The organism is Erythrobacter litoralis HTCC2594 (assembly GCF_000013005.1).
Lineage (GTDB): Bacteria > Pseudomonadota > Alphaproteobacteria > Sphingomonadales > Sphingomonadaceae > Parerythrobacter > Parerythrobacter litoralis_A.
Map to the genome: position 1 here is coordinate 2,223,967 of NC_007722.1, position 24,848 is coordinate 2,248,814.

Sequence of the window (24,848 nt, forward strand, 5' to 3'; positions counted from 1 at the left end):
AACGCCCTCCCGATTGAGACCGGGAGGGCGCTAATCCTGTCCTGCTGAACGGCAGATTGCGACGTGAGAATTAGGCCCCTTGCGGAGCCGGTCCGCCGCCGAACTTCTTGCCGGCCCTGGGCACGGTCGCACCGGCGACCGGCTTGACCGCGCTCGGGCCCTTGGGCTCGTCGGGCCGGTCGAGCTTGCCGTCTTTCAGCAGCTGGTCGATCTCGTCGCCGGTCAGGGTTTCATATTCCAGCATCGCCTGCGCCAGCAGGTGCAGCTGGTCTTCCTTTTCCTTCAGGATCTTGGTCGCACGCTGGTGTGCGCCTTCGACGAGGCCCTTGATCTCGGCATCGATCAGCTTGTTGGTCTCGTCAGAGCCCATGGTCCGCTGGCTCGCGCTCATGCCGAGATAGCCTTCCTGCTGGTCCTCGTACTGGAGCGGGCCGAGCTTGTCGGACATGCCCCACTTGGTGACCATGTTGCGGGCAAGACTGGTGGCGTACTGGATGTCCGAGCTTGCGCCCGACGACACCTTGTCATGCCCGAAGATCAGCTCCTCGGCCACGCGGCCACCCATGGCGACAGCCAGGTCGGCATGCATCTTGTCGCGGTGGTAAGAGTAATTGTCGCGTTCCGGCAGGCGCATAACCATACCCAGCGCGCGACCGCGCGGGATGATGGTCGCCTTGTGAATCGGGTCGGATGCCGGCTCGTTGATGCCCACCAGTGCGTGGCCCGCCTCGTGATAGGCGGTCATCTTCTTCTCGTCGTCGGTCATGACCATGGAGCGGCGCTCGCTGCCCATCATGACCTTGTCCTTGGCGTCTTCGAATTCCTGCATTGCGACAAGGCGCTTGTTGCGGCGCGCAGCCAGCAGGGCGGCTTCGTTGACTAGGTTGGCCAAGTCAGCGCCCGAGAAACCCGGCGTACCGCGCGCAATCGTGCGCGGGTTTACGTCGGGCGCCAGCGGCACCTTTTTCATATGAACGCCGAGGATTTTCTCGCGCCCGTCGATATCGGGCACGGGCACGACGACCTGCCGGTCGAAGCGGCCCGGGCGCAGCAGCGCCGGGTCGAGCACGTCGGGCCGGTTGGTAGCGGCGATGATGATGATGCCTTCGTTGGCCTCGAAGCCGTCCATTTCGACCAGCAGCTGGTTGAGCGTCTGCTCGCGCTCGTCGTTGGAGTTACCCAAGCCATGTCCGCGCGAGCGGCCGACCGCGTCGATCTCGTCGATGAAGACGATGCACGGGGCGTTCTTCTTGGCCTGTTCGAACATATCGCGCACGCGGCTAGCCCCGACGCCGACGAACATTTCGACGAAGTCCGAGCCGGAAATGGTGAAGAAGGGCACACCCGCTTCGCCCGCGATGGCGCGTGCGAGCAGCGTCTTGCCGGTACCGGGCGAGCCGACCAGCAGAGCGCCCTTGGGGATCTGGCCGCCGAGCTTGGAGAAGCGCTGCGGGTCCTTCAGGAACTCGACGATTTCTTCGAGCTCTTCGCGCGCCTCGTCGATGCCGGCGACGTCTTCGAAGGTCACCTTGCCCTGCTTCTCGGTCAGCATCTTGGCCTTGGACTTGCCGAAGCCCATCGCGCCGCCCGCGCCGCCACCCTTCTGAACTTGGCGCAGCGCGAAAAAGGCGATACCGAGGATCAGGATGAACGGCAGCGACTGGATCAGGATGACCCAGAGAATGTTCATCTGCTCGGGCGCTTCGCCCGAATATTCGACGCCGTTCTCATCGAGCAGCGCGGGAAGCGAGGTATCGTTCTCCACCGGAACCGTCGAGAAGCGCTCCTCATTCTTGAGCGTGCCGGTGATCTGGTCCGGCGCGATCTGCACCGACTCCACCGCACCTTCGGCGACGCGCTCACGGAAATCCGAATAGCTGATCTGCGTGCCCGCCGGCGTACTGTTGCCGCCGAACATGGAGACCACCAGCAGCAGGGCAAGAAAGATCCCTCCCCACATCATCAGGCTCTTCACCCAAGGGTTGGGCCCACCCTGATTGGGATCCTGCGGCGCGTTCTGGTCACTCATCGAATGGGAGTCCTTTCTGAAGCTCCCAATGTAGGAGCGCACGGGTGAATGGCAAGTTAGGCCAAAGGCGGGGATTTGCGCATTTATCGATCAGGATGATCGCCTGGCCGGACCTCTTGCGGAGGCCATGACTTGATCGATCGATCAAGTCATGCTTGATTGGTCATTCAACCGGAGGGTGATTCGCATGAATGCCGCGACCCGCCAGCGCATCGTCATGACCGCGCTCGAACTGTTCTATGAAAAGGGGTTCAACTCGACCTCGATCGCGGACATCCTCAGCCGCAGCCAGGTCCATTCGGGCAGCCTTTATCATTTCTTCCCCGGCAAGCAGGACCTGCTCGTCGCCGTGCTCGAATTCTATCGCGACGGCATTCGGGAAAACCTGCTCGATGTCGCATGGGTCGAGGTGGACGATCCGATCGACAGGGTCTTTGCGCTGCTCAATGGCTATCGCGTCGGCTTGCTGATGAGCGACTATCGCCTCGGCTGCCCGATCGGCAATCTGGCGCTGGAAATTGCCGAGCCCGATCCGCGCATCCGCGACCTGTTGCAGGTCAATTTCACCAACTGGATCGGCGCGGTCGAGCAGTGCCTCGACGAGGCCGGCGACCGCCTGCCGCACGACACCGACCGGCGCGCTTTGGCCGAATTCATCCTCACCACCATGGAGGGCGCGATCATGCAGGCACGCACGGCGCGGGACATCGCCGTGTTCGACCGCAACATCGGCGTCCTGCGCGCTCATATCGACACGCTGACGGAAAAGGCGAAACAACCGACATGACGCTCAAGACGCTAAGACAGGCCGTGGCGCTGGCCGCACTGGTGGCAGCGGCGCCCGCTGCGGCCAACGAAGCTGCGATCACCTCATCCGTGGTCGCCGAGAACGACGGCACCCGCACGCTGATCCACGACGCAGTGGTCGAGGCACCGGTCGCCGACGTCTGGGCGAGCCTGTCGACCGCCAAGGGCTGGAAGGCATGGGGCCCGAAAGAGGCCTGGTTCGATTTCCGTATCGGCGGCTCCATCGAAACGTCCTATTCCGAGGGCGCGCAGCCGGGCGATGCGCAGAACATCCGCCACCGCATCCTTGCCTTCGTGCCCGAGCGCATGATCGCGCTGGGCATCGAGAAAGTGCCCGACGGCGCGTTCGAACCGGGCGTGCTCGACGGAATGTGGAGCGTCTACGAGCTCGAGCCGATCGACGAAGACACGACCGGCCTGCGCATCATCGGGCTGGGCTACAAGGCAGACGAGGCCTCCAGCCGGATGCTCGAATTCTTCAAAAGCGGAAATGCCTATTCGATCCGAATGCTGGAGCGAAACCTGCAGGCTGTTGCGAAGTAGCACCTGCGCTTGCGGTCGCACATCGAAGGGAGGGAATGATGGAAGTGAACTGGATCGCCGTGCTGGTCGCGGCAGTGTCGGCCTTTGTCCTGGGCGGCCTCTGGTACGGCCCGCTGTTCGGCAAGAAATGGCTCGCCTATAACGGCATGAGCGAAGAAGAGGCGCGGTCGGGCCATCCGGCAAAGGTTTTCGGCGGCGCATTCGTACTCTCGCTCATCGCCGCCTTCGTGTTCGCGATGTTCCTGGGGCCGGAGCCGGGCCTGCAATTCGCCGTTTCGGCTGGCTTCGCCGCGGGCCTGTGCTGGGTCGCCGCCACATTCGGGATCAACTACCTGTTCTCGCGCCGTCCGCTCGGCCTGTGGCTGATCGACGGCGGATACGCGACGGCGATGTTCACCCTTTACGGAGTGGCGTTAGGCCTGCTCGGCTAGTCGTCGCAGCCTTTTGCGGCATAGGCCGCGCAAAACACATCGACCGCGCCGACCACTCTCTGCCGGTCGCGTTCTTCGTCCTTGGGCAGCCCGAAACGCCGATCGAGATCGCCCATGCCCTTGCACATGGCGGCGAATTGTTCGGCGGCCAGTTCCGCGTCTTCGACCTCGACTTCTCCGGCTGCCTGCATGGCCTGGATCAGCATCGTGAAAGCAGCCTTCATGCGATGCGGGCCGGCCTCGAGAAAGGCCTCGCCGACAGCCGGCTCGTGCTCGGTCTCGGCCGCGATGCGGCGTTCGAACTGGACCATTTCGGGCCGCGAAAGAAATGCGCTCATCGCCTCGCCGATGGCCAGCAATCGCTGGCGGAGCGAGCCACGCGAGGTATCGTCGAGGCTGAAGTGGCCACGCATCTTTTCGCACTCGCGCTCGACCGCGGCGGTGAACAGGCCGCGCTTGTCGCCGAAGTGATTGTAGACGGTGACCTTGGACACGCCCGCAGCGGCGGCGACCTGCTCGATCGAGGTTGCGGCATAGCCCGCATCGAAGAAACTGTCCGCCGCGGCCCTGACGATGGCAGCCCGCTTGGCCTCATCGGCCGGGCGACCGATCCGGCCTTGCGAACCACGTGCTTTGGACTGTGTTGACAAAGTGAACGGCCCCGTTCAATTAAACGCTACCGTTCAATAATGGCCGCTCGCGCTTGATTCGACAACCCCGGCCGAAAGCAGAGGTTTCCCCCGCCCTATGCTCTGGATCGCGATCCGCATGCTTACCGGCGACAAGCAGAAGTTCTACGGGCTCGTGTTCGGGATCGCGTTCTCTACCCTGCTCATCACCCAGCAGCTGACCATCTTCGTCAACCTGATCGAGCGCGGCGCAAGCGGGGTTTACAATGTCCCGACCGCCGACGTGTGGGTGATGGACGAGGTCAGCCGCACCACCGAGGTTAACTTTCCCATGCCCTCGACCGCGCTCGACAAGGTACGTGCCGTACCCGGTGTCGAATGGGCGGTGGTCCATCTGCGCGCCGGCGCATCGGTGCGGACACGCGAGGGCGATCTGGAAGGTGTCGCCGTGATCGGGGTCGACGACGCCACGCTGATCGGCCTGCCCAAGAATATTCTGGAAGGTAGCGCCGACGTCCTGTCCCAGCCCGACAGCGTCATTATCGACGATGTCGGCGTAACCAACATGTTCGAGGATGGCCGCAGCCCGATCGGCGAGCGGCTGGAGCTCAATGACCAGCGTGCCGTCATCCGCGGCGTAGCCGACTCGATCCCCAGCTTCACCAGCCAAGTCACGCTCTATACCAAATACAGCCAGGCGCTGCGTTACGTACCGGGTACGCGCAACCGGCTGAGCTTCGTGCTGGTCGGTGCTGCCGACGGCGTGACGCAGGCCGAACTCGCCGCCCGCATCGAGGAACAGACAGGCCTCCGCGCCCGGACCCGCGACCAATTCGCACAGGACGGTGTCGACTTCATCATCGAGAACACCGGCATTCCGCTCAATTTCGGAATCACCGTCGCGCTGGGCTTCATCGTGGGTGTCGCGATCGTCGGCCTGACCTTCAGCCTCTTCATCCGCGACAACATCAAGCAGTTCGGCGCGTTGAAAGCGATCGGCGTGACCAATGCCAAGATCAGGAAGATGGTCGCTACGCAGGCGGGCTTGGTCGGACTGATCGGCTATGGGCTTGGCGTACTCGGCACCATCGGCTTTATCTATGCCTTCTCCGGCGTGCCCACTTTCAAGGGGTTCTACATTCCCTGGCAGATCCCGCTGGTCAGTCTCGCCGCGGTCTTCATCATCCTCGCGCTGACCGGCTGGCTGGCGCTGCGCAATGTCCTCAAGACCGAACCTGCGGCGGTGTTCCGGTGAGCGACGTGCAGGAAAGCGATGCCCGCGAAAGCCTCGACGCCACGCTCAGCAACGGTGGCACGGTTGCGATCTGCACACGCGGTGTCACACGCGACTTCGAATCTGGGCAGCAGACCATTACCGTGCTGCACGGAATAGACGCCGATATTCGCGCGGGCGAGATGACCTATGTCGTCGGCGAATCCGGGTCCGGCAAGACCACGCTGATCTCGATCATGTGCGGCATTCTCTGGCCGACGGAAGGCGATGTGAAAGTGTTCGGCACCGACATCTACAGCCTGTCCGACACCGAGCTGGTCAACTTCCGCCTGCAAAACATCGGTTTCATCTTCCAGCAGTACAACCTGATTCCCTCCATCGATGCCGCCTCCAACGCCGCAGTGCCGCTGATTGCCCAGGGCATGGATCGCGAGGAAGCACGCGATCGCGCCAAGGCAATGCTGGAAAAGCTCAATATCGGCGATCAGGCCGACAAGCTGCCCAACCAGCTTTCGGGTGGCCAGCAGCAGCGCGTCGCCATCGCCCGCGCGCTGGTGCACGAACCGCGGCTGGTGGTGTGCGACGAGCCGACCGCCGCTCTCGATGCCAGCTCGGGCCGCCGCGTGATGGACCTGCTGCACGATGTCGCTGTCGCCGAAGACCGCGCGTGTATCATCGTCACCCATGACAACCGCATTTTCGATCTCGCCGACCGGATTCTCGTGCTCGAGGACGGCCGCATCACCCATGACGGCACCGAAATGCCGGAAGGCCACTAGAGACCCCCATCAGGACGACACGCCATGGCTCTACTCCCCGAAAAATTCAGCTTTTCCCGTTTGGGCCTGCCGATCATCGCCGTGATCGGCCTGATAATCGCGGTGTTCTTCATCATGGGCGGCCTGCCCGATCGCGAGCTGGAAGAGCCCGACCGCGAACCGCCGCGCGCTACCGGGGCCTTGGCCAATTCGCCACGCGTTGCCGGGGCGGGTGTGGTGGAACCGTCGAGCGAGACGATCCAGATCGGCACGGCACTGTCCGGCCTCGTCACCGACCTGCGTGTCCAGCCCGGCGATTATGTCGAGAAAGGCCAACCGCTCTTTACGGTCGATACCCGCGCCATTCGCGCTCAGTTGCAGCAAGCCAACGCGCAGATTTCCGAAGCGCGCGCCGCCATCGCGGAGGCGCAGACCGCGCAATCGACGGCCGCGCAGCAACTGGCCCTTTACCGCAATGTCGACGATCCCGCCGCAGTCAGCCGCTCCGAAGTCATCCGCGCCGAAGGCGAAGCCAATGCGGCACGCACTCGGCTGCAACTGGCCCGCGCGCGCCTGCAATCCGCACAGGCCACCGCTGACAGCGCGCGCACCGAGATCGGGCGCGCAACCGTCCGTGCGCCGATTGCCGGCGAGATTTTGGCAGTCAACATCCGCCCCGGCGAGTTTCTCTCGACCATGGGCGGCGGCGGATCGCAGCCTTTCATCGAGATGGGGCAGACCCGCCCGCTCTACATTCGCGTCGATGTCGACGAGGAACAGGCCCCGCGCGTCGCCATGGGCGAACCTGCCATCGTCAGCCCGCGCGGTGCGGCGGACCAGCAGGTCAAGGCCAGCTTCGTGCGCGCCGAGCCGCTGGTCGTGCCCAAGCGCTCGCTCACCAACAGCGCGCAGGAACGCGTCGATGTGCGCGTGCTCCAGATCATCTACGAATTGCCGGACAGCGACCTTTTCCGCGTCGGCCAGCAGATCGATGCCTTCATCCCCGCACGCAACGGCACTGCGCCCAAGCCCGCGCAGGCGGAGGCGGCGGAGTGACCGTGCGCCTCGCTCTCCCCATGCTGGCCGTTGCTGCGCTGAGCGCCTGCGTCGCCGGCCCTCCGCCGGAAATCGACACGACCCCTCCGCCGCTGCCGCTGGAATTCGCCTTCGCGCCCGATGCGGCGACCGGCAGCGCGGTGGCATCGCTGCTGCCGACAGGCGATCCGGCCTTCCAGGACCTTGCCACGCTCGCGCTTCAGGATGCACCGACGCTGGCGCAGGCCGCCGCGCGGATCGAGCAGGCGCGCGCCCGCGCCGCGGGTGCTGGAGCCAACCGCTTGCCTAATATCGGCGCGAATGCGTCGGTCACCGGCACCCGGACCAATCCCGCGCAGTTCGGCACCAACCTGCCGCCGGGCATTTCCATCGACACCGAGCAAGTCTTCTACGGAGCCAACCTGACGGCGAGCTGGGATCTCGACCTGTTCGGTCGCCTGCGCGCGCAGGAACGTGCGGCGCTTGCGCGGCTGGGCGCTGCGACAGTGGAAGCGACAGCGGTGCGGAACGCGCTGCTAGCCGAGATCGCCGGCTCGGTGATCGACTGGCGCACCCTAGCCGCGCGGCAGGACGCGCTGGAACAGGACCTCAAAGCCGCCGCCAGTCTTGCCCGCCTGGCAGGCACGCGCGAGCGCGCCGGTCTCTCGCCCGGCTTCGACCGCGTGCGCGCAGAAAGCGTTGCCGAGGCCACCCGCAGCCGCATCGCCGCGCTTGCGACCGACCGTGCGCGCATTGCCGGTCGGCTCGTCGCACTGACGGGCCAGCCGGCGCAGAAGGTTCTCGACCTTTTGCGACAAACTGCACCCGATCCGGCCCAGCCACCTGCGCCAATGACCTTGCCGAGCCAATTGCTGGCCAATCGCCCCGATGTCGTTGCCGCCGCCGCCAATCTCGAAGCGGCCGATGCCGATCTGGCCGCCAGCGCAGCGCGCCGCTTCCCGCAGTTCACTCTGTCTGCGGCGCTCGGCCTGCTGGCTTTCGATCTGGGCGACCTGTTTGACGAGGACTCGATTGTCGGAAATGTCTCCGGCGGATTGGTCGCGCCGCTGCTCGATTTCGGGCGCATTCAGGCCGAGATCGATGCTTCGGCGGCAGGCAAGCAACTGGCCTTCGCCAACTATCGCAATGCCGTCTTCACCGCTCTCGGCGATGCCGAAGCGGGTTATGGCCTCGTCGCCGCCGCCGACCGGCAACTAGCTGCCGCATCGCGCGAATTCGCCAGCGCGGAACGCGCCGCCGATCTCGCCGACACCCGCTATCAGGCCGGGCTGTCCGACTTCCTCACAGTGCTCGAAGCGCGCCGCGCTGCCGATGCCAGCGGCGAGAGGGTGGCGATTGCCCGCGGTCAGGCTGAAAGGGCGCGGGTGGTGTTGTGGCAAGCGCTTGGCGGCGATCAGCCGACCAGCCGGTCGACCAGCCAGTAGGATCCGGTGATGCCGATGGCGTAACTGGCATAGCGCACCATCGGTGCCAGCGCGTCGGCGCGAATACGGCGCAGAGCTTCGAGCACCAGCAGGACCACCGCAACGACTGCCAGCTGGCCCGCCTCGACCCCGAGGTTGAAGCTGATCAGCGCCGCGGGCACTTCGCCCTCGGGAAGGCCGATCTCGCGCAGGGCCCCGGCAAAGCCGAAGCCGTGGATCAGGCCGAACAGGAAGGCGACGAGCCAAGGCCAGCGCCGTGTCCAGGTTTGCCGCTGGTCGCGCACCGTCTCGACCGCGAGCAGCACGATAGACAGCGCGATCACGGCCTCGACCGGCCGCCCCGGCAGGCCGAAGAACCCTAGCGACACACCCGCCAGCGTCAGCGAATGCGCCACGGTGAAGGCCGTCGTCGCCTTCGCCACCGCCCAGCCGCGCCGCACCAGCAGCACCAGCGCGATGACGAACAGCAGGTGGTCCCAGCCTTCGAGAATGTGTTCGATCCCGAGGCTGAAATAGCTGCGCCAAACTTGCGCGCTGGTCGGCGCGGCGGCGATGGTGGCAATCGGCTCGGCCTCGGTCAGGCGGTAGGTCTGCACCTGCCGACCGAGCGGTTGGACCCGCAGCAACACGTCGCCCCCGCCGAAAATCGCTTCGAACCCGATCTGCCCGTCCGCCACTTCCCCTTCGCAGCGTATTTGGGCCGAACCGATCAGCGCCAAAGGCACCGTGCGCGCGAGGGGCTCGCCGACGATGGTGCAGCCTTGCGGCACAATCGGGATCGCCAGCTCGGCAGGGCCCGGAGCGGGGAGCGGCTGCTTCCAGTTGAGCTCCCACATTTCTGCGTCGCGCTGGGCAAATTCGACATAGCCGGGGCGCAGCTCATCGGCAGCGACCGGAGCGGCGACCAGCGTAAGAACAAAGGCCAGCAGGCGGCGGATCATCGCTCGATCCGCACTTGGTAGGCGTCGCGCAGCAAGCGATAGGCCTCTTCCTCACGCGTTTTCGAGGTTTCCAGCCGCCAGTCTTCGATCACGCGCTGACGAACTGCATCGAGGGGCGGAACCTCGCCTACTTCGACCGCGCGCAACCGAACGAAATGCCACCCGACGCCCGAGCGCACCGGCCCTTCCCAAGCGGCGCTCGGTTCCATCCCAGCAAGCCGATTGGCGAAATCTTGCCCGAATTGCGCCGCCACCGCAGGCAGGCCGCGCCCTTCGATTGAGCCTGGCAGCGAGGCGGGATCGCCCACGCCCTGCCAGCCTTGCCGCAACTGCGTTAGCACGGCAGCGGCCTCGGGCTGTTCGGCAAAATAAACCTGGTCGAAGCTGAGCCGCGTATCTTCGGCATAGCGCCCAGCATTGGCGCGATACCAATCCGCCAGCTCGTCCTCGTCCGGCTCGGTCGCTTGCGCCGAGCTGGCGGCAAGAAAATCCATCTTCTTCGCCAGCCGCCGCCGCACTACCGGGTCGCCCGCATCCAGTCCCAATCGCAAGGCTTCCCGGTAAAGAACTTCCTCACGGACCCAGCGATCTATCAATGCGTCGAGCTCGGCATCGGTCGGCGGACGCTGCATCGTGCGCTCGTAAGTTAGCGCGATCTGCGCCTGCACCTGCTCGTCGACGTCGATCACGCGGCTGGCCGGATCGGCTTCCTCGCCCTGCCAAGCGAAGAAGGCAAAGATCAGCGCCCCGCCGAGCAGGAAATGGACCAGCGGTTCGCGCAGGATTGTCCGCGCGCGTTCCGTCAGCGTCACGTTTCCTCCGCAGCAGGCATCAGCCAGATCGGCGAGGTATAGGCGCGCTCCTGGACGACCTTGACGACTTCATCGGGCAGCTCCACTCCGAAGCGCAGCGCATCGAACAACACCCAGCGCGGCGTCGGGATTTCGATCACGCGGACGTAGTAGAAGGCGCGCTGGCCTTCGCGATACTCCGGATCGCTCCACACCGTGCGCAGCTGCGCCGCGCCGATAGTGTTGGTGTAGCTCGCCGTGGCCTCGTCGACGGTATTACCAACGGCGGGCACCGGGCTGTCGGACGCGCCGTCCATCGGCCGTTCGCTCCACGCCGCGTCGAAGATTTTCTCCTGCGGATTGCCGTTGGCATCGACCCAGCCCTTCACGACCTGAACCCGGTCGAGATTGGCGCCTTCCGGGTCCTTTAGCGCTTCGATCATGAAGGCCGGCGCAGTGCCATTATCGGTCAGCACGCCGCCCATCGGCACGCCTTCGCGATAGCCGGTCGCGACCCAGTCGCTGCCGAAGCTGTCCTCGGTGAATCCCGGCCCGCCGAAGATCCGTACGCTCATCCGGGAGCCGGTCGTGGCATAGACTTCGCGCCGTTTGAAGGCGTCGAAGATTTCAGCCCGCGTATTGCCCCGCGCCCAGGCGGCCGCATAGCCGCTGGCCAGGTAATGCCAGCCGAAACGGCCTTCGCGGGTGCCGAGGTTCTGCCCGGCCATCGCGCGGTCCGGCCCTGGTTCGTTGCCCGTATGCTTGCCGAAGAAATTGTCTTCGTCCGCCGTGGCCAGCGAGGTGTGCGAGTCGGTCGATCCGATCAGGCCGAAGCGGTAAGGGTTCACCCCCAAGCGCTGCTCGAGCGACAGACCGCGCTTGAGCGCTTCGCGGACATAGCTGCCGCCATACATGTCGGGCGTCGCCTTCGCAGTGAGCGGCAAATTGCCCAGCTCCCATCCCCAGATGCCGTAGCCCGCAAATTCGTCGTTCGGCGACAAAAACGGGTGGCTCTCGCTGTCGCCCTTGATCTGCGTGACTTCGACCACCGGCTCCCACCGCGCGCGCTTTGCGGCGTACTCGGCCGTCAACGGCGCACCGTCGGGCCCGGTCATTTCGAACATCATGCCATTCGAAAGGTTGGAATTGTGCGGGATCGCCAGCGCCTGCCCTCCGGACCCTTGCTCGTAAGCGGCCAGATAGTCCCATAAGTCGGTGACGTCGGTATCGAGCCCTGGGAACGGCAGCGTGTCGCCGATCGTCGGCGCGCCGTCGCGGAACATCACCACGCGATGCAGATTATTGCCATCCGGCATCAGCGTCCATTCGAACCCTGCGAAGGCGGTGAACCTGCCCGGCTCGTTAAAAAGGTCGATGATCCGCAAGTGCTCCTGCCAGATATCGCGGGTCGCTTTCTCCTGCCGTTCGGGATCGCGCAGCGCCTCGGGAATATTGCCGGTCGCCGCGGCATCGATCAGTTCGCCGGTCGCAATGACCGACTGCCGGCCTCCTTCGCGCAGCATGGCCTGCCAGCGCTTGAGCGTCGGGTCGCGCACCAGGGCGCTGGGCGCATTCATCAGCCGCTTGGTGGCGCCGAGCGCGTCGGAGTGATCGGAGATGACAAGGAAGTCGAGCGGCCTGTCTAGCTGCGCTTCCATGCCCATCGTCGCGGTCACTTTCTCGCCCCGCGCAAAGCGAAGCGCCGCTTCCGGCCCTATCCTGACGCCGAAACCGAAAGCATCGACCGAATTGTCGGTGTGCAAGTGGGTGTCGCCCCAATAGGGCCGGTCGGGATATTCGGAGAGTGCGATCGTGTCTTCGCCATTACCCGCCTGCGCCGCACTGGCGCGCTCCTTGAAAGCACCTGAAAACCAGGCTGCCCCGGCCGCAATCGCGACGGCTGCGACCCCGGCTGCGATCCACTTCTTCTGCATGTGTCCTCCCCCACGCGCCCTTGCAGGAGAGAGTTGCGCGTTACCGGCGGCTCGTCAAGTCAGCCATTGCCGCCCAGGCTGGTCAGCGCGAAGATCATCGAACCACCGCCCAGCACTAGCGCGACGATCATCAGCAAGCCGTCACGCACCAGCAGCGCGAGACCGATCGCGGCAATGGCGATCATCGGCACGGTGCTGGCAAAGGGCAGGAACTCGAGCGGCGGGACCGACAGGCAGAGCAACAGGATGCCGACGGCAGCCACCCGCGCGCCGACGCCTTCGACCATGAAGTCGAACCGGTCGGTTAATTTGCTGTCGATCCATGCCGCCGCCCTGTCGAGCTTGTGCACGGCCTTGGCGAGCTTCTCGCCGTCGGTCTCGCGCCGCTCGACGAAACCAGGCAGCCAGACATGCTCGCGCCCGATCAGCAATTGCAATGCGATGAAAGCAATGATCAGCGCCAGCGCGGTCGGCACACCGGGAATGCCGCCAACGGGCGTAATTTCGAGAACTGGCAGGAGAATCAGCAAAGGCGCAAAACTGCGGCGCCCGAACGCGTCGAGGGCGCGGCCGAAGCTCACTTTCTCGTGATCTTCGCCAAGAGTCTCGATGTCGCCGAGAACGTCTTCTAAATTTTGCGGCTCTTCCGCTATCGCGCCACTCCTTCGCCAAACCAACGGCTGCGGGCGCGATAGTTTCCTCCCCTCCAGCTACATCGAACGCGCGATCAGCATCTTCATGACTTCGTTCGAACCACCGAAAATCCGTGTGATGCGGGCATCGCGGTACATCTTGGCGATGGGATATTCGTTGATATAGCCCGCGCCGCCGTGGAGCTGGAGACACTTGTCGACCACTTCGCTCTGCAATTCGGTGACCCAGTATTTCGCCATGGCCGCTGTTGCCACGTCGAGTTCGCCCTTCAGCAGCTTGGCGATGCAATCGTTCACGAACACGCGCGCCGCCGTGCCGCGCGCCTTGAGGTCGGCAAGCACGAACTGGGTGTTCTGGAAATCCCAGATCGTCTGCCCGAAGGCCTTGCGTTCTTTGACGTATTCGAGCGTCACTTCGAGCGCTTTCTCAATGCCGGTGGCCGCGCCCATCGCGATCACCAGCCGCTCCTGCGCCAGTTCGCCCATCAGCTGATAGAAACCCTTGCCTTCGACCCCGCCGAGCACGTTTTCAGCCGGAACGAAGACATTGTCGAAGAACAGCTCCGACGTATCGGCAGCGTCCAGCCCGATCTTGTCGAGCTTCTTGCCGCGCTGGAAGCCTTCCGCGCCTTCGGTTTCCAGCAGCATCAGCGAGATGCCCTTGGCGCGCTCGTTCGGGTCGGTCTTGGCGACGACAACGATGAAGTCCGCCGTCTGGCCGTTGGAGATATAGGTCTTGGCCCCGTTGATGCGGTAACCGTTGCCGTCCTTGAGCGCGGTCGTGGTGATGCTCTGCAAATCGCTGCCGACACCCGGCTCGGTCATGGCGATTGCGCTGACGAGCTCGCCGGTCACAAGCTTGGGCAGGTATTTCTTCTTCTGCTCCTCGGTGCCGTGACGCACGAGGTAGGGCAGGATGATGGTGTTGTGCAGGCTGGCGGCGAAGCCATCGACGCCGTGCTTGGCCTGCTGGTCGATCACCACCATGTCATGACGGAAATCGCCGCCGTGGCCGCCATATTCTTCGGGCACGGAAACGCCGAGCAAGCCTGCCGCGCCCGCCTCGTTCCAGAACTCGCGCTCGACCTGCCCCTCTTCGCGCCATTTCTTGACGCGCTTCTCCGGCGCATGCTGCTGGTAGAACTTGCCGACGGCATCGGCGAAGATCGAAATCTCTTCGTCTTCCATGAATTCGGGCTGGGGTACGTCGATGGCGGGCATGGGTGTGGTCCTCTCCAGTATTTAGATGTTGCGTCGCACCGTATCATGTCGGTAGCGGACCGCAACGCATTCCAAAGGCCGTAAAACACGCGGCGCATGGCAGGACAGGCATGGACCGCAGCTCATGGATTTAATCGGCCCCACTTCGCAGAGCTTCATCAGCCAGCGCACCAAGCTGCACTACGCCGATTGGGGCAATCACGATGCCCCGCCGCTGATCCTGTTGCATGGCGGTCGCGATCACTGCCGCAGCTGGGACTGGATGGCGGAGAAGCTGCGCAAGAACTGGCACGTGATATGCCCCGACCTGCGCGGCCATGGCGACAGCGAGTGGACCAATACCGGGGTCTACCAGGTCAGCGGCTATGTCTACGATCTGGCGCAGCTGATCCACCAATTGGAACTCGCGCCCGTCACCATCGTGGCGCATTCGCTCGGCGGCAATATCGCCACGCGCTATGCCGGGCTTTACCCTGAGAACTTGCGCAAGCTGGTCGCCATCGAAGGGCTCGGGCCGAGCCCCAAGGTGATGGACAAGATGGCGGAAACGCCGTGGTACGAACACCGCAAGCAATGGATGGAGAAGAAGCGCGACGCTTCATCGCGCCTGCCGCGCCGCTACGACACGTTCGAATCCGCGCTCGACCGGATGCACGAAGCCAACAGCTATCTGAGCCGCGAGCAGGCCGAGCACCTGACCCGCCACGGTACGATCCGCAACGAGGACGGCACCTGGAGCTGGAAGTTCGATCCGCACCTGCACGCCTGGCCGCCCCACGACCTGACCCATGCGCAGATCGAGGAACTATGGGGCCGTGTGAGCTGCCCAACCTTGCTGGTCTATGGCAATGACAGCTGGGCTTCGAACCCGGAGAAAGACGGGCGGATGAAGCACTTCGGCGACAACGTCAGCGTCAGCGCCTACGATCGCGCCGGGCACTGGGTGCATCACGACCGGTTCGATGATTTCCTCGCCGAGGTCGAAGCTTTCATCGCCTAGGGCCTCATCGATTGACTACGCTGTTCCCGACAACCATAGCGACGCGCCATGGCTTCGGGACCTTCCGACATACTTCGGCGTGCGCAGGCGCTGATCCAGTCCGGGCGCCCCGGCGAGGCGGTCGATGTACTGCTTGCGGCGGAACGCGCTGCACCCCTCGGCCCTGATGCGCAGCGGATGCTGGTGCAGGCGCTGAGCCAGAGCGGCGACCTCCACACGGCAATGGACCGGCAGCTGTCGCTGGTGCCGCAGGATGTAGCCGCTAGCGACGCGCAGGGCCGCGCCGATGCGCTGGCGGCGGCGCAGCTCGCCCAGCTGGCGATGAACTACGAACAATCGGCCGGGATCGCACGACAGCTGGTCGCCCGCGATCCGCTCGACCTCGATGCCGCGGGCCTGCTTGCGACGCTGGAGCTGTGGCTCGACGGGCCGGAGCGCGCGCAGGACGTGCTGGCCGCCGTCGTCGATCGTCCCGATGCGCCGCCGCATTTACTGGCCGAAGCCCTCGCCTATGCGAGCGAGCCGAGCCCGCGACTGGTCGAGCGGATCGAGCCGGAATCGCAAAATACCGGCCTGCCAGCTCAGGCCCGCGCCGACCTGTTGCTGGCGCTGGCGCAGTATCATGACCGGCAGGGCGAAGCCGAGCAGGCCTGGGAGCTCGCCGAACAGGGCAATGCCCTCGCCCCGGCGCGGCAGCAGCAGGACTGGAACGGCGTACTCGCCATCCATCGCCAGCTTTACCGGGCGATGGAGCCGGTCGGCGAGGTGGATGGGCCCCGGCATGTCTACCTGATCGGCACGCCGCGCTCGGGCCAGTCGCTGCTGCAGTCCATGCTGGCGGCTTCGCCCGACGTCGGATCGCTCGGCGAGCGCGGCGCGCTGCTTCAGCATGTCCTGTTTCGCAGCGGGCTGATCGCACAGATGCCGTCCGGACAGCGCGCGGATTACTATCGCCAGCTTCACGAATCGGATCGGCGCGGCATCGCGCGGCAGGTGGGCGAACCGGCGATCGTGGTCGACAAATCGCCGCTACACCTGCCCGTCGCAGGAAGCATCGCCCGCATTCATCCCGGGGCGGTATTCGGTGCCGTCCTGCGCGACCCGGCCGACACGGCGCTTTCGATCTGGCTGCGCAGCATGCCTCCCGTCTATGACTACGCCAACAGTCTCGATGCCATCTTTGCCCATCTCGATTTCGCGCTCGATGCCCTTGCCGCGTGGCGCGAGGAGGGGATCGACGTCCGGTTGATGGAGCACGCCGAATTGATCGAGGAGCCCGCGCAGTTCGGCGAAGCTCTCGCCGCGTGGCTTGACATCGACTGGAGCCCGGAATTCCTCGACCCGCAGCGCCGCACCGCGCCGGTCGCGACCTTCAGCGCCGCTCAGGTGCGGCAGCCAATTTCGCCCAAGGTGGCGCGCGGAGCGGCGCCCTATGCCGAACGGCTGGAGCCGTGGGCGGAACAGATCGAGACGCTGTCGGAGAAGACCGCCGAGCTCCTCGGCGGGTAAGCCGCAGAATTGAGCGCGCGTCTTACCGCGCGAGCACCCGCCTGGGATGCATGCCGTCGACATAGCCCATGAAGGGTGGATGGATACCGTAGCCGAGTAGTTCCTGCACGCGCTCGGGCAGCAGCGCCGCTTTCTGCGGCGGCACGGCCAGCAGTTGCTGCTCGAGCGGGCGGCACCAGCCCTTGCAGAATTGCGGCGTGACGATCAGCCGCCGGTCGTGCGAGGTGTTGGCCCCGCCGCGATGCCACAACGTGCCCTTGGCGATCATCAGCGAGCCGGGCGGCATCGTCGCTTTGATGGCATCGGGATGCGTGCCCGCCCCACCGGCCTTGTCAGTCTTGCCGGTAAGGAAGTCGTCGGGGCCGGAGGCGCCTTCCGGTCGTTCGTCGCCCCACAGGTGGCTGCCCGGAATGATCTCGGTCGCGCCGTTTTCCGCCGTCGTCTCGGTCAGCGACCAGAAGGTCGAGAGGCTCAGCGGCGGACGCGGGCGCGGCAGGTCGCAATGGCTGTCGTCGAAATGCCACGGCTGCGCGGTCTCGCCCGGCAGCAGGTTGATGGCGAGGCAGGCATAAAGCAGCATCGAACGACCCAGTTCGCGCTCCCCGAAAGCCAATTGCAGCGGATGCGTGACGAGGTCGGCGAAAACCGGGTCTTTGGCCAACATGCCGTAGATGCGATTGGAATCCGCGCCTTCGAAATTGTTACGCCCGCGCACATCCTGGTCGAGCCAGACCCGCAACGCTTCGACCTGCCGCGACAGAGCAGCATCGTCGAGCACGCACTCGAAAATCACATAGCCCTCGCGGTCAAATTGCTCGAACCAGTCATCAAGCGAACGATCGCCGAGCCAACGCCCCACGTCGTCCGGATTCTCTGCGAGTGCGGTGCGAGCCTTTGTGGCCATATTTCTCTCCTGCCGCGCAGGATGCCACAGCTCAGTGGGCGCGCCAACAAAAAGGGCGCCGCAGCGGGCGCCCTCTCGTGTCTCGCAATAGTGCAGAGGCTATTTGACCAGCTCGACCTGTTCGAACTCGAGCTCGACCGGCGTTGCACGGCCGAAGATCGAGACACTGACTTTGACCTTGGCCTTGTCGAAATCGAGCTCTTCCACCACGCCGTTGAAGCTGGCGAAGGGCCCGTCGAGCACCTTGACCTGGTCGCCGATCTCGTAATCGACCTGGATGTCTTTCTTGGGCGCGGCCTTGGCCTCTTCGACACCGCCGAAATAGCGCGCGGCCTCCTTCTCGGAAATCGGCTGCGGCTTGTTGTTGTTGCCGAGGAAGCCGGTCACCTTGGGGGTGTTCTTGACCAGGTGATAGATATCATCGGTCATCTGCAGCTTGGCGAGGACATAGCCGGGCATGAACTTGCGCTCGGTCTGCACCTTCTTGCCGCGCTTGATCTCGGTCACGGTCTCGGTCGGGACCTCGACTTCCTCGACGCCGTCGGACAGGCCGAGCCGGTCGGCCTCGGCGATAATCGCATCGCGGACCTTGTTCTCGAAGCCGGAATAGGCGTGGATGATGTACCAGCGTGCCATCGAATATCCTGTAAAGAAGTGGGCTAGGCTCAGGCCAGCGTCAGCAGCCAGCGCACGATCGCGCCGAATGCGGAATCGATCGCGAGGAAGAACAGCGAGAGGATGATGACCATGATGCCGACGAAGATTGCCGTGCGGATGGTTTCTTCGCGGGTCGGCCAGACGACCTTGGACGTCTCGCTACGCACCTGGCGAACGAATTCGCCGGGCGATGTCTTTTTCTTGGGTGCCTGTTCGGCCATAGCCGCTCTCGCTTCTCGAATCATTCTCTTGCCTTCCGGGTAGGTCTCATCGCCGTCCCGAGCGAGGCTGGGAAGGGCAGATAAGGCTCCGATGTCGGAAAGCCCGACCGCATCTAATGTTGCGCGAGGCCAAAAGCAAGACGCTTGGGAGGTGACGGAAAATCCCGTTGCAGCACCGGCACCTTGCCCCTAGCGTGCGCGACATCAAACGGGACGCATGAGGGGGAGCCAAGAGTGGCCGCTGCAGAAACCGGGTCGACCAGTCTGATCGACCAAGTCACCAACGTATCCGATTTCATCTGGGTCGGCACGTGGAACGGGGTGGAAGTCCTCCCCTTCCCGCCGATGACCATCGTCCTGCTGGGTATCGGCCTATGGATCATGGTCGGTCTCAAGTTCTACCCGATCGTCAAGCTCGGCAGCGCCTTCAAAGGGCTGTTCGCCGGACGCAAGGGCTCGGGAGACGGGGAAATCTCGCCCTTCGCCGCACTTTCGACCGCGCTCTCGGGGCAGGTCGGGACGGGCAATCTGGCCGGTGTCGCGACCGCCATCGCGCTGGGTGGGCCGGGCGCGATCTTCTGGATGTGGATCACCGCGCTGTTCGGCATGGCACTCGCCTTTGCAGAGGGCAGCCTCGCCATCCGCTATCGTGAGCGCACCAGCGACGGCGTGCTGCGCGGCGGGCCGATGACCTACATCATGATGGGCCTAGGCCCGAAATGGACCTGGCTGGCGATCCTGTTCTGCCTCGGCACGCTGTTTTCGGCCATGGTCACGGGCAATTCGATCCAAGCCAATGCAATCGCCGACGGCATGAACGAACTGTTCGGTATCGAGGAATGGATGGGCGGGCTGATCACCGCGATCCTCGTCTTCATCGTCATCGTCGGCGGCATCAAGTCGATCGGTTCGGTGGCGGAGAAGGTCATTCCCTTCATGGCGGCGTCCTATATCGTCATGGCGCTGATCGCCCTGATCCTCAATTTCGGCGACCTGCCGGAAACCTTCGCGCTAATCTTCAACGGCGCGTTCAACCCGCAGGCGGCGACCGGCGGCTTCGTCGGCGCGGCCATCATCCTCGCCATCCGTGCCGGTGTCGCACGCGGCCTGTTCTCCAACGAGGCGGGCCAAGGCTCGACCGCTATCGCCCACGCCGTCGCGCAGACCAACGATCCCGAACAGCAGGGCCGCATGGCCATGCTCGGCACCTTCATCGACACGATAGTGATCTGCACCATGACAGCGCTGGTAATCCTGACCGTTGAAGGCCAGTTTACCGGTGGCGGCGAAGCGGTACGCCATGCGTGGAATTCGGACCTCACAGGGTTCGCGATGACCAGCGGGGCTTTCGCAGCCGCGTTCCCGGTCGAAATCTTCTCGATCCCGATCGGTACACTGATCGCTTCGACCGCGCTGATCCTGTTTGTTTTCACGACCTTGCTGACGTGGAGTTATTACGGCGAACGCGCGATCACCTTCATGTACGACCGTATCCCCGGCTCGAGCCGCGGCGGCGAGAAGATCCTGCACATGGCGTGGCGCGTGCTGTGGTGTGTGGTGATCTATATCGGCTCCACGCAGGACCTCGAACTGGTCTGGCGCTTGGGCGACATTTCGAACGCTGCAATGGCGCTGCCCAACCTGCTGGCGCTTGCGCTGCTCAGCGGCGTCGTGTTCAAGCTGGCCAAGGGTCAGAAAGATGCGGGCAGGACCTTCACCGCCGATACGCCCGAAGAGCCGGAGGAATATTAACCCTCCGCCGCTAAGGCGCCGACACCACCAAGAATGAAGGGGCCGGAACGCGCTAAGCGTCCCGGCCCCTTTTTTTGGCACTGCCGCCCTCCGGGGATCTGATAAAACGAAGATCGACTCGCCGAACCGGCGCGAAATCCTTATTATATCTGACTTCGTAACTGAAAAGGGATTTGAAGAGTCGCAATAGAGGGAGGGAGACCATGGAACAATTTACGAGTTTCTATCGAGATACGCCACGTGAACTGGTCGATCTCCCGACCGGTCTGACTTTTCCTGTGAAGTACGCGATAATCCGCCGAAAGGTCGTGAACAACACCTTCGGCATGGTTCGACGGAACAGCGATGGTTCGAAGCGACCGCATCAGGGCTGGGACTTTTATGCTCCGCCGAGGTACCGCTGCTATGCCATCGCCGACGGTGAGATTGCGGCAATTAGGACGCGGGGCGCTTATGGAAAACAGATCATCCTCCACTTCACTCACGATTTGATGGACGATGGCGTTCAAGACACGCTGTACGCGGCCTATTGCCATCTCGACGCAATCCACGTCGCCGTCGGGCAACAGGTGTCGAAGGGCGAACACATCGGTCATTGCGGCGATTCCGGGAACGCGAGCGGCATGATTGGGACGGACGCCCACCTTCACTTCGAAATTCGCACCCATCTGAACGTCGGGCGCGGCTTGTCGCGTCGGATATCGCCCTTGGCAGTATTCGGCGAATATCCGATCCGGACGATTATGGTCACCGATCCGGCGCTGCTTTAGCCTGCAAGCCGCAATGCTCACCGCCACGATGAAAGGGCCGGGACGCGTTATGCGTCCCGGCCCCTATTTGCTGGCGAACCTCTTGGTGCTTGGTGGCTCAGTTAAAACCCAGCAAACGCGAAAAAAATCCTGGCTGCTCCATTGGCTGGATCGGACCGTGCTTCATAAAGCGCTGCGATGCATCGCTATATGGGCGCGGTTGGACCCAGCGGTCCGGGCGGCTGCTTCGGTAGGACAAGTTCGACATGGTTTCCTCCATGAATCAATGCCCTCCGTCCGACTATCAAATGATCGCCTCCCGCGAGGGTTCCCGGACCATCGGCGCGCCTGCGCCTGACGGTATGACGATCAGTGCGCGCCGAAGAGGCGCTGCCAGATGGTCGGTTGATCCATCGATTGAATGGGACCGTGCGCCATGAAGCGCGTGCTCGCGTCGCTATAGGGCCGCGGGCTGCTCCACGTGTCGGGCCGGCTGCTGCGGAAGGAATAACTGCTCATTGGCGTGCTCCTGTCGATGCGAAACCCTACTCGGTTCATCGACAACTACGCACGGTTTGCCTGATAGTTCCCTGAATCGAGACGTCGTCCGAGGTTCAGGATCCTTAACGCGGCGATGGTGGGAAATGGCAGGGGTGACAGGATTCGAACCCGTGGCCCTCGGTTTTGGAGACCGATGCTCTACCAACTGAGCTACACCCCTGCAGCGGTGGCGCGCTCTAGGGCATAGCGGGGCCGCTAGGCAAGCGTGGAATCGCATCGCCGCGCGATTGTCGCATTTCCACATGACAGTGCAGGCTTGGCGATGGCATATTGCGCGCGCCATGCATGCGCCGCGCCCATATGCCATTCCGGTGGACCTGCTGTTGCTCGCCTATCGCAACGGCATTTTCCCGATGGCCGACAGTCGGCACGACCAGGAAGTGTTCTGGGTCGAGCCGCGCGACCGCGCAATCATCCCGATCGGCGGATTCCGCTGTTCACGCTCGCTCGCACGGACATTGCGGCGCGAACGCTTCACGGTGACCTACGATCGCGACTTCGAAGCCGTGGTGCGCGGCTGCGCCGAGCCGCGGCCCGACCATCCGGAGAGCTGGATCAGCGAACGCATCATCGCCAGCTATCGGGATCTCCACGCCGCAGGCCATGCGCATTCGATCGAATGCTGGCAGGACGGGGAGCTCGTCGGCGGCGTCTATGGCGTCGCTTTCGACCGCGTGTTCTGCGGCGAGAGCATGTTCAGCCGCGAGCGCGATGCTTCGAAAGTCGCGCTGGCGTGGCTCATGGCTTTGCTGGAGCGGGCCGGATGCGAATTGTTCGACTGCCAGTTCATGACCGGGCACCTCGCCTCGCTCGGTGCGGTCGAACTGCCGCAGGCGGACTATCTGCAGAAACTGGAGGCTGCGAGTGGTTCGCAGCCGCGCTCGCTAAAGCAAGCCTACGATTCGCTGCTGGCGGAAGCGCCCGATTCACCCGGAAAACTCATCGCGCAATCCTTGACCCAGACATCGTAGACCGGATGCTCGACGACATTGAGGCTGGGCGAGCGCTGGAACATCCAGCCCGAGAAGATCTTGCGCCACTCGCCTTCATCCTCGCCCTTGCCTTCGACCAGGACCTGCACGAATGCGCCGGTTTCTTGCGGCATTTCCCACGGCGCGGTGCGCTCGCAGGCCGAGAGACGGACGATGATGTCGCCGATCCGGCGCGATTCGCCCGGGCTCATTTCCAGGTCCTGCGAGATATTGTTGCGCTTGTTGAGCAGACCCAGCGTCGCGACACGCTCTTCCATCGGGGTCGCCCCGCTCACATCGGGCGCGGCACGAGTGCCGGTATCCTGCCGAAGCTCTTCGGGAATATCCGTCTCGACGGCTTCCGGCGCTTCGGGTTCGCTGCTGCACGCACCCAGCACGAGCGCCGGGGCCGCCAAACACCATATTGGTCGGAAGCCGCGCACGGTCAGTCGCCGGGGCTCCATGCTTCGTAGTCGCCGACCGCAGCCGCGCGTTTTCCGCCGCGTTCGAGTGCACCCTGCGGGCGATAGGCCTGCGGCGTACCGGTCGCATTGGGGGTGTAGTCCACCTCCCAGATCCTGGGCGGCGGGAGGAAACTTTCGGGCACATCCTCGAAGGCCCCATGGAGCCAGCCGTGCCATTCGGCGGGTACGCGGCTGGCATCGTTGGCACCGTTGTAGATAACCCAGCGACGCTCCCGGCCGGTGTAGGATCCGCCGGTGGGCAGATCGTCCCGCTTGTTCTTCGAACGATAATACTTGTTGCCCTGCGCATCGGTGCCGACATGTTCGCCCCGACGCGCCGTGAACAGCTGGGTGCCGATGGTCGCGCCATCCCACCAGGTGAAGATCTTTCCGAGAATGCTCATCGCGAAGGGCCGATTAGCCGATCAGGCGGGGCTGGCCAAGCGCCAACTTTTCCCGCCTCCGACTTCACCAGGCCACGGCATCGCCCGACGCGATCCCCAGTTCTGCCGCACGACCGCCGGCGATCTCGAGGATCGCACTGACGGCGCCCTCGGACTCAACGCCGTCGAGCGAGTAGGGCGTGGTCATCGCCGCGATATTGGCGATCCGCCCGTCCGGACCGATGAAAATGATATCGAGCGGGATCGGCGTGTTCTTCATCCAGAAGCGCGCCGGCCGCAGATCGTCGCGCGGAAAGATCATCGCTTCGTCCGGCCCGAGTTCGGTGCGGAACATCAGCCCGCGCGTTTGCGCTTCGGGCGTATCGGCGACTTCGGCGCGGAAGCGGTGCACCGTGTCGCCACTCGTCACCGTTAGCGGCACCACTTCCAGCCCCGATACGGGATGGGTCGTAGCTGCGTCCTGTGTCTCGCTCGCGGCAACGGCGGTATCGGCCCCGGCCTGCGGCGAGCACGCCATCAGGATCGCGGCCGCAATTCCGGACAGAGCTTTTCTCATTCGCATGCTTCGCGCACCCATTCTTCCGCCTCATCCTCGCTCGCCGCATCGAGCACGGCCTTCGCTTCGGCAAAGCCATGGCCCGCCCGGATCATCGCCGCAAGATGCTTCTCGCGCATGGCCGGATCGACGGATTGCAGCGCGAACGGGCCGAACCGCCGCTTGCGCGCCATGTGCAGTGCGGCTTCGCGGGCGTCGAAGGCGCTGGCGCCAACCTCATCGCGGGTTTCCTCGTCTATCCCCGCCTGGTGCAGGGCCTGGCCGATCCGGCGCGGTCCGTAGCCGCGGCGCAGCAGGTCATTGCTCTTGGCTCGGGCAAAGGCCGTATCGTCGATGTAGCCGAGCTCGACATAACGCGCGACGACGGTGGCAATATCGGGATCGCTCTCGCCGTCCCACCCACGCTCGCGCACTTTGCGCTTGAGATAGGCCTCGAGCTTGCCGGCACTGGTCGCAAACCGCGCCACGTAAGCCAGCGCCAGATCCTTCAGCCGGGTCTCGTCAAGCGGGCGAGGCGGCTTTTTTCTGCGACGTTTGGATGGTGGAGGCTCGTCCATTGGCCATATTCGTGCCACAGTCCTTTTCAAATGGGAAAATAATATGACGGTGCAAAGACATCAAATTGCCCCGCGCTCAGGGACAGGATGCG

The 24,848-nt window shown here is 64.1% G+C and carries 27 protein-coding genes and 1 tRNA gene; 12 read left to right on the top strand and 16 right to left on the bottom strand.

Translation table 11 applies throughout. The annotated features are described in order from the left end of the window. Positions 1 to 70: 70 nt before the first annotated feature. Positions 71 to 2,029, bottom strand: a complete 1,959-nt coding sequence (ftsH, locus tag EL2594_RS10825) for an ATP-dependent zinc metalloprotease FtsH (RefSeq protein ID WP_011415117.1) — start codon at positions 2,027 to 2,029, stop codon at positions 71 to 73. A gap of 187 nt (positions 2,030 to 2,216) precedes the next feature. Between ftsH and EL2594_RS10830 the strand changes: the two genes are divergently transcribed. From EL2594_RS10830 to EL2594_RS10835, 3 genes are read left to right on the top strand one after another with little or no spacing between them, the layout of a single operon-like run. Then, positions 2,217 to 2,816 carry a TetR/AcrR family transcriptional regulator gene (locus EL2594_RS10830; RefSeq protein ID WP_011415118.1) on the top strand — a complete coding sequence of 200 codons (600 nt, stop codon included), beginning with the start codon at positions 2,217 to 2,219 and terminating at the stop codon, positions 2,814 to 2,816. After that, entirely contained in the window at positions 2,813 to 3,379 is a 567-nt protein-coding gene (locus EL2594_RS14965) for an SRPBCC family protein (protein WP_011415119.1), read from the top strand. Before EL2594_RS10830 ends, EL2594_RS14965 begins: the two co-directional genes overlap by 4 nt. Before the next feature lie 44 nt (positions 3,380 to 3,423). Continuing rightward, complete coding sequence (locus EL2594_RS10835; protein ID WP_196793196.1) at positions 3,424 to 3,810, top strand: DUF1761 domain-containing protein; 387 nt, start codon at positions 3,424 to 3,426, stop codon at positions 3,808 to 3,810. On the opposite strand, the gene EL2594_RS10840 is transcribed toward EL2594_RS10835, so the two are convergent. Next, the gene (locus tag EL2594_RS10840) at positions 3,807 to 4,460 is read right to left on the bottom strand and encodes a TetR/AcrR family transcriptional regulator (RefSeq protein ID WP_011415121.1); all 654 of its coding nucleotides are present in this window, start codon (positions 4,458 to 4,460) and stop codon (positions 3,807 to 3,809) included. The two genes, EL2594_RS10835 and EL2594_RS10840, sit on opposite strands and share 4 nt — an antisense overlap. Before the next feature lie 97 nt (positions 4,461 to 4,557). Between EL2594_RS10840 and EL2594_RS10845 the strand changes: the two genes are divergently transcribed. From EL2594_RS10845 to EL2594_RS10860, 4 genes are read left to right on the top strand one after another with little or no spacing between them, the layout of a single operon-like run. Continuing rightward, entirely contained in the window at positions 4,558 to 5,694 is a 1,137-nt protein-coding gene (locus tag EL2594_RS10845) for an ABC transporter permease (protein WP_011415122.1), read from the top strand. Then, complete coding sequence (locus EL2594_RS10850) at positions 5,691 to 6,452, top strand: ABC transporter ATP-binding protein (protein WP_011415123.1); 762 nt, start codon at positions 5,691 to 5,693, stop codon at positions 6,450 to 6,452. The genes EL2594_RS10845 and EL2594_RS10850 overlap by 4 nt, the downstream gene beginning before the upstream one ends. Before the next feature lie 24 nt (positions 6,453 to 6,476). Continuing rightward, the gene (locus EL2594_RS10855) at positions 6,477 to 7,487 is read left to right on the top strand and encodes an efflux RND transporter periplasmic adaptor subunit (protein ID WP_011415124.1); all 1,011 of its coding nucleotides are present in this window, start codon (positions 6,477 to 6,479) and stop codon (positions 7,485 to 7,487) included. After that, positions 7,484 to 8,911: an efflux transporter outer membrane subunit gene (locus EL2594_RS10860; protein WP_233994266.1), complete on the top strand. Its 1,428-nt coding sequence runs from the start codon at positions 7,484 to 7,486 to the stop codon at positions 8,909 to 8,911. The genes EL2594_RS10855 and EL2594_RS10860 overlap by 4 nt, the downstream gene beginning before the upstream one ends. Here the strand turns inward: EL2594_RS10860 and EL2594_RS10865 are convergent. The 5 genes from EL2594_RS10865 to EL2594_RS10885 are packed head-to-tail and all read right to left on the bottom strand — an operon-like array spanning position 8,881 to position 14,451. Further along, positions 8,881 to 9,852 carry a HupE/UreJ family protein gene (locus EL2594_RS10865; protein ID WP_011415126.1) on the bottom strand — a complete coding sequence of 324 codons (972 nt, stop codon included), beginning with the start codon at positions 9,850 to 9,852 and terminating at the stop codon, positions 8,881 to 8,883. The two genes, EL2594_RS10860 and EL2594_RS10865, sit on opposite strands and share 31 nt — an antisense overlap. After that, a complete protein-coding gene (locus EL2594_RS10870; protein WP_011415127.1) occupies positions 9,849 to 10,664 on the bottom strand; it encodes a peptidyl-prolyl cis-trans isomerase in 816 nt (271 codons plus the stop codon). The genes EL2594_RS10865 and EL2594_RS10870 overlap by 4 nt, the downstream gene beginning before the upstream one ends. Next, positions 10,661 to 12,577: a DUF3604 domain-containing protein gene (locus tag EL2594_RS10875; protein WP_011415128.1), complete on the bottom strand. Its 1,917-nt coding sequence runs from the start codon at positions 12,575 to 12,577 to the stop codon at positions 10,661 to 10,663. Before EL2594_RS10875 ends, EL2594_RS10870 begins: the two co-directional genes overlap by 4 nt. A gap of 59 nt (positions 12,578 to 12,636) precedes the next feature. Next, on the bottom strand, positions 12,637 to 13,254 hold the full coding sequence (locus EL2594_RS10880; protein ID WP_011415129.1) for an exopolysaccharide biosynthesis protein: 618 nt from the start codon (positions 13,252 to 13,254) through the stop codon (positions 12,637 to 12,639). Between the two features lie 33 nt (positions 13,255 to 13,287). Beyond that, positions 13,288 to 14,451, bottom strand: coding sequence for an acyl-CoA dehydrogenase family protein (locus tag EL2594_RS10885; protein WP_011415130.1), 1,164 nt, complete (start codon positions 14,449 to 14,451; stop codon positions 13,288 to 13,290). A 124-nt stretch (positions 14,452 to 14,575) separates the two neighbouring features. Between EL2594_RS10885 and EL2594_RS10890 the strand changes: the two genes are divergently transcribed. Together EL2594_RS10890 and EL2594_RS10895 are read left to right on the top strand one after the other, a co-directional pair. Then, complete coding sequence (locus EL2594_RS10890) at positions 14,576 to 15,451, top strand: alpha/beta fold hydrolase (RefSeq protein ID WP_011415131.1); 876 nt, start codon at positions 14,576 to 14,578, stop codon at positions 15,449 to 15,451. 48 nt (positions 15,452 to 15,499) lie between these two features. After that, the gene (locus EL2594_RS10895; protein ID WP_011415132.1) at positions 15,500 to 16,960 is read left to right on the top strand and encodes a tetratricopeptide repeat-containing sulfotransferase family protein; all 1,461 of its coding nucleotides are present in this window, start codon (positions 15,500 to 15,502) and stop codon (positions 16,958 to 16,960) included. 22 nt (positions 16,961 to 16,982) lie between these two features. On the opposite strand, the gene EL2594_RS10900 is transcribed toward EL2594_RS10895, so the two are convergent. From EL2594_RS10900 to secE, 3 genes are all read right to left on the bottom strand, one after another. Beyond that, positions 16,983 to 17,864, bottom strand: coding sequence for a phytanoyl-CoA dioxygenase family protein (locus EL2594_RS10900; protein ID WP_011415133.1), 882 nt, complete (start codon positions 17,862 to 17,864; stop codon positions 16,983 to 16,985). A 99-nt stretch (positions 17,865 to 17,963) separates the two neighbouring features. Next, positions 17,964 to 18,500 (bottom strand): transcription termination/antitermination protein NusG, encoded by a 537-nt coding sequence (gene nusG, locus EL2594_RS10905; protein ID WP_011415134.1) that lies wholly within the window; start codon positions 18,498 to 18,500, stop codon positions 17,964 to 17,966. A gap of 29 nt (positions 18,501 to 18,529) precedes the next feature. Then, positions 18,530 to 18,742, bottom strand: coding sequence for a preprotein translocase subunit SecE (gene secE, locus EL2594_RS10910; protein WP_011415135.1), 213 nt, complete (start codon positions 18,740 to 18,742; stop codon positions 18,530 to 18,532). A gap of 234 nt (positions 18,743 to 18,976) precedes the next feature. Between secE and EL2594_RS10915 the strand changes: the two genes are divergently transcribed. Together EL2594_RS10915 and EL2594_RS10920 are read left to right on the top strand one after the other, a co-directional pair. Next, on the top strand, positions 18,977 to 20,494 hold the full coding sequence (locus tag EL2594_RS10915; protein WP_011415136.1) for an alanine/glycine:cation symporter family protein: 1,518 nt from the start codon (positions 18,977 to 18,979) through the stop codon (positions 20,492 to 20,494). A gap of 203 nt (positions 20,495 to 20,697) precedes the next feature. Continuing rightward, positions 20,698 to 21,264 (top strand): M23 family metallopeptidase, encoded by a 567-nt coding sequence (locus EL2594_RS10920; RefSeq protein ID WP_011415137.1) that lies wholly within the window; start codon positions 20,698 to 20,700, stop codon positions 21,262 to 21,264. Positions 21,265 to 21,612: 348 nt separating this feature from the next. Here the strand turns inward: EL2594_RS10920 and EL2594_RS15530 are convergent, their stop codons facing one another. Both EL2594_RS15530 and EL2594_RS10925 read right to left on the bottom strand, forming a co-directional pair. Further along, positions 21,613 to 21,762, bottom strand: coding sequence for a hypothetical protein (locus EL2594_RS15530; protein ID WP_011415138.1), 150 nt, complete (start codon positions 21,760 to 21,762; stop codon positions 21,613 to 21,615). A 126-nt stretch (positions 21,763 to 21,888) separates the two neighbouring features. Further along, positions 21,889 to 21,964: transfer RNA gene (locus EL2594_RS10925), tRNA-Trp, on the bottom strand. 121 nt (positions 21,965 to 22,085) lie between these two features. Here EL2594_RS10925 and aat point away from each other — a divergent pair. Beyond that, a complete protein-coding gene (gene aat / locus EL2594_RS10930; protein ID WP_041686023.1) occupies positions 22,086 to 22,775 on the top strand; it encodes a leucyl/phenylalanyl-tRNA--protein transferase in 690 nt (229 codons plus the stop codon). On the opposite strand, the gene EL2594_RS10935 is transcribed toward aat, so the two are convergent. The 4 genes from EL2594_RS10935 to EL2594_RS10950 form a co-directional block, all read right to left on the bottom strand. Further along, positions 22,700 to 23,239, bottom strand: a complete 540-nt coding sequence (locus tag EL2594_RS10935) for a DUF2155 domain-containing protein (RefSeq protein ID WP_041685283.1) — start codon at positions 23,237 to 23,239, stop codon at positions 22,700 to 22,702. The genes aat and EL2594_RS10935 overlap by 76 nt on opposite strands. Next, positions 23,221 to 23,643, bottom strand: a complete 423-nt coding sequence (locus tag EL2594_RS10940) for an NADH:ubiquinone oxidoreductase subunit NDUFA12 (protein WP_011415141.1) — start codon at positions 23,641 to 23,643, stop codon at positions 23,221 to 23,223. The genes EL2594_RS10935 and EL2594_RS10940 overlap by 19 nt, the downstream gene beginning before the upstream one ends. A 64-nt stretch (positions 23,644 to 23,707) precedes the next feature. After that, the gene (locus tag EL2594_RS10945) at positions 23,708 to 24,199 is read right to left on the bottom strand and encodes a DUF192 domain-containing protein (protein WP_011415142.1); all 492 of its coding nucleotides are present in this window, start codon (positions 24,197 to 24,199) and stop codon (positions 23,708 to 23,710) included. Continuing rightward, positions 24,196 to 24,756: a regulatory protein RecX gene (locus EL2594_RS10950; RefSeq protein WP_011415143.1), complete on the bottom strand. Its 561-nt coding sequence runs from the start codon at positions 24,754 to 24,756 to the stop codon at positions 24,196 to 24,198. Before EL2594_RS10950 ends, EL2594_RS10945 begins: the two co-directional genes overlap by 4 nt. Positions 24,757 to 24,848 lie beyond the last annotated feature (92 nt).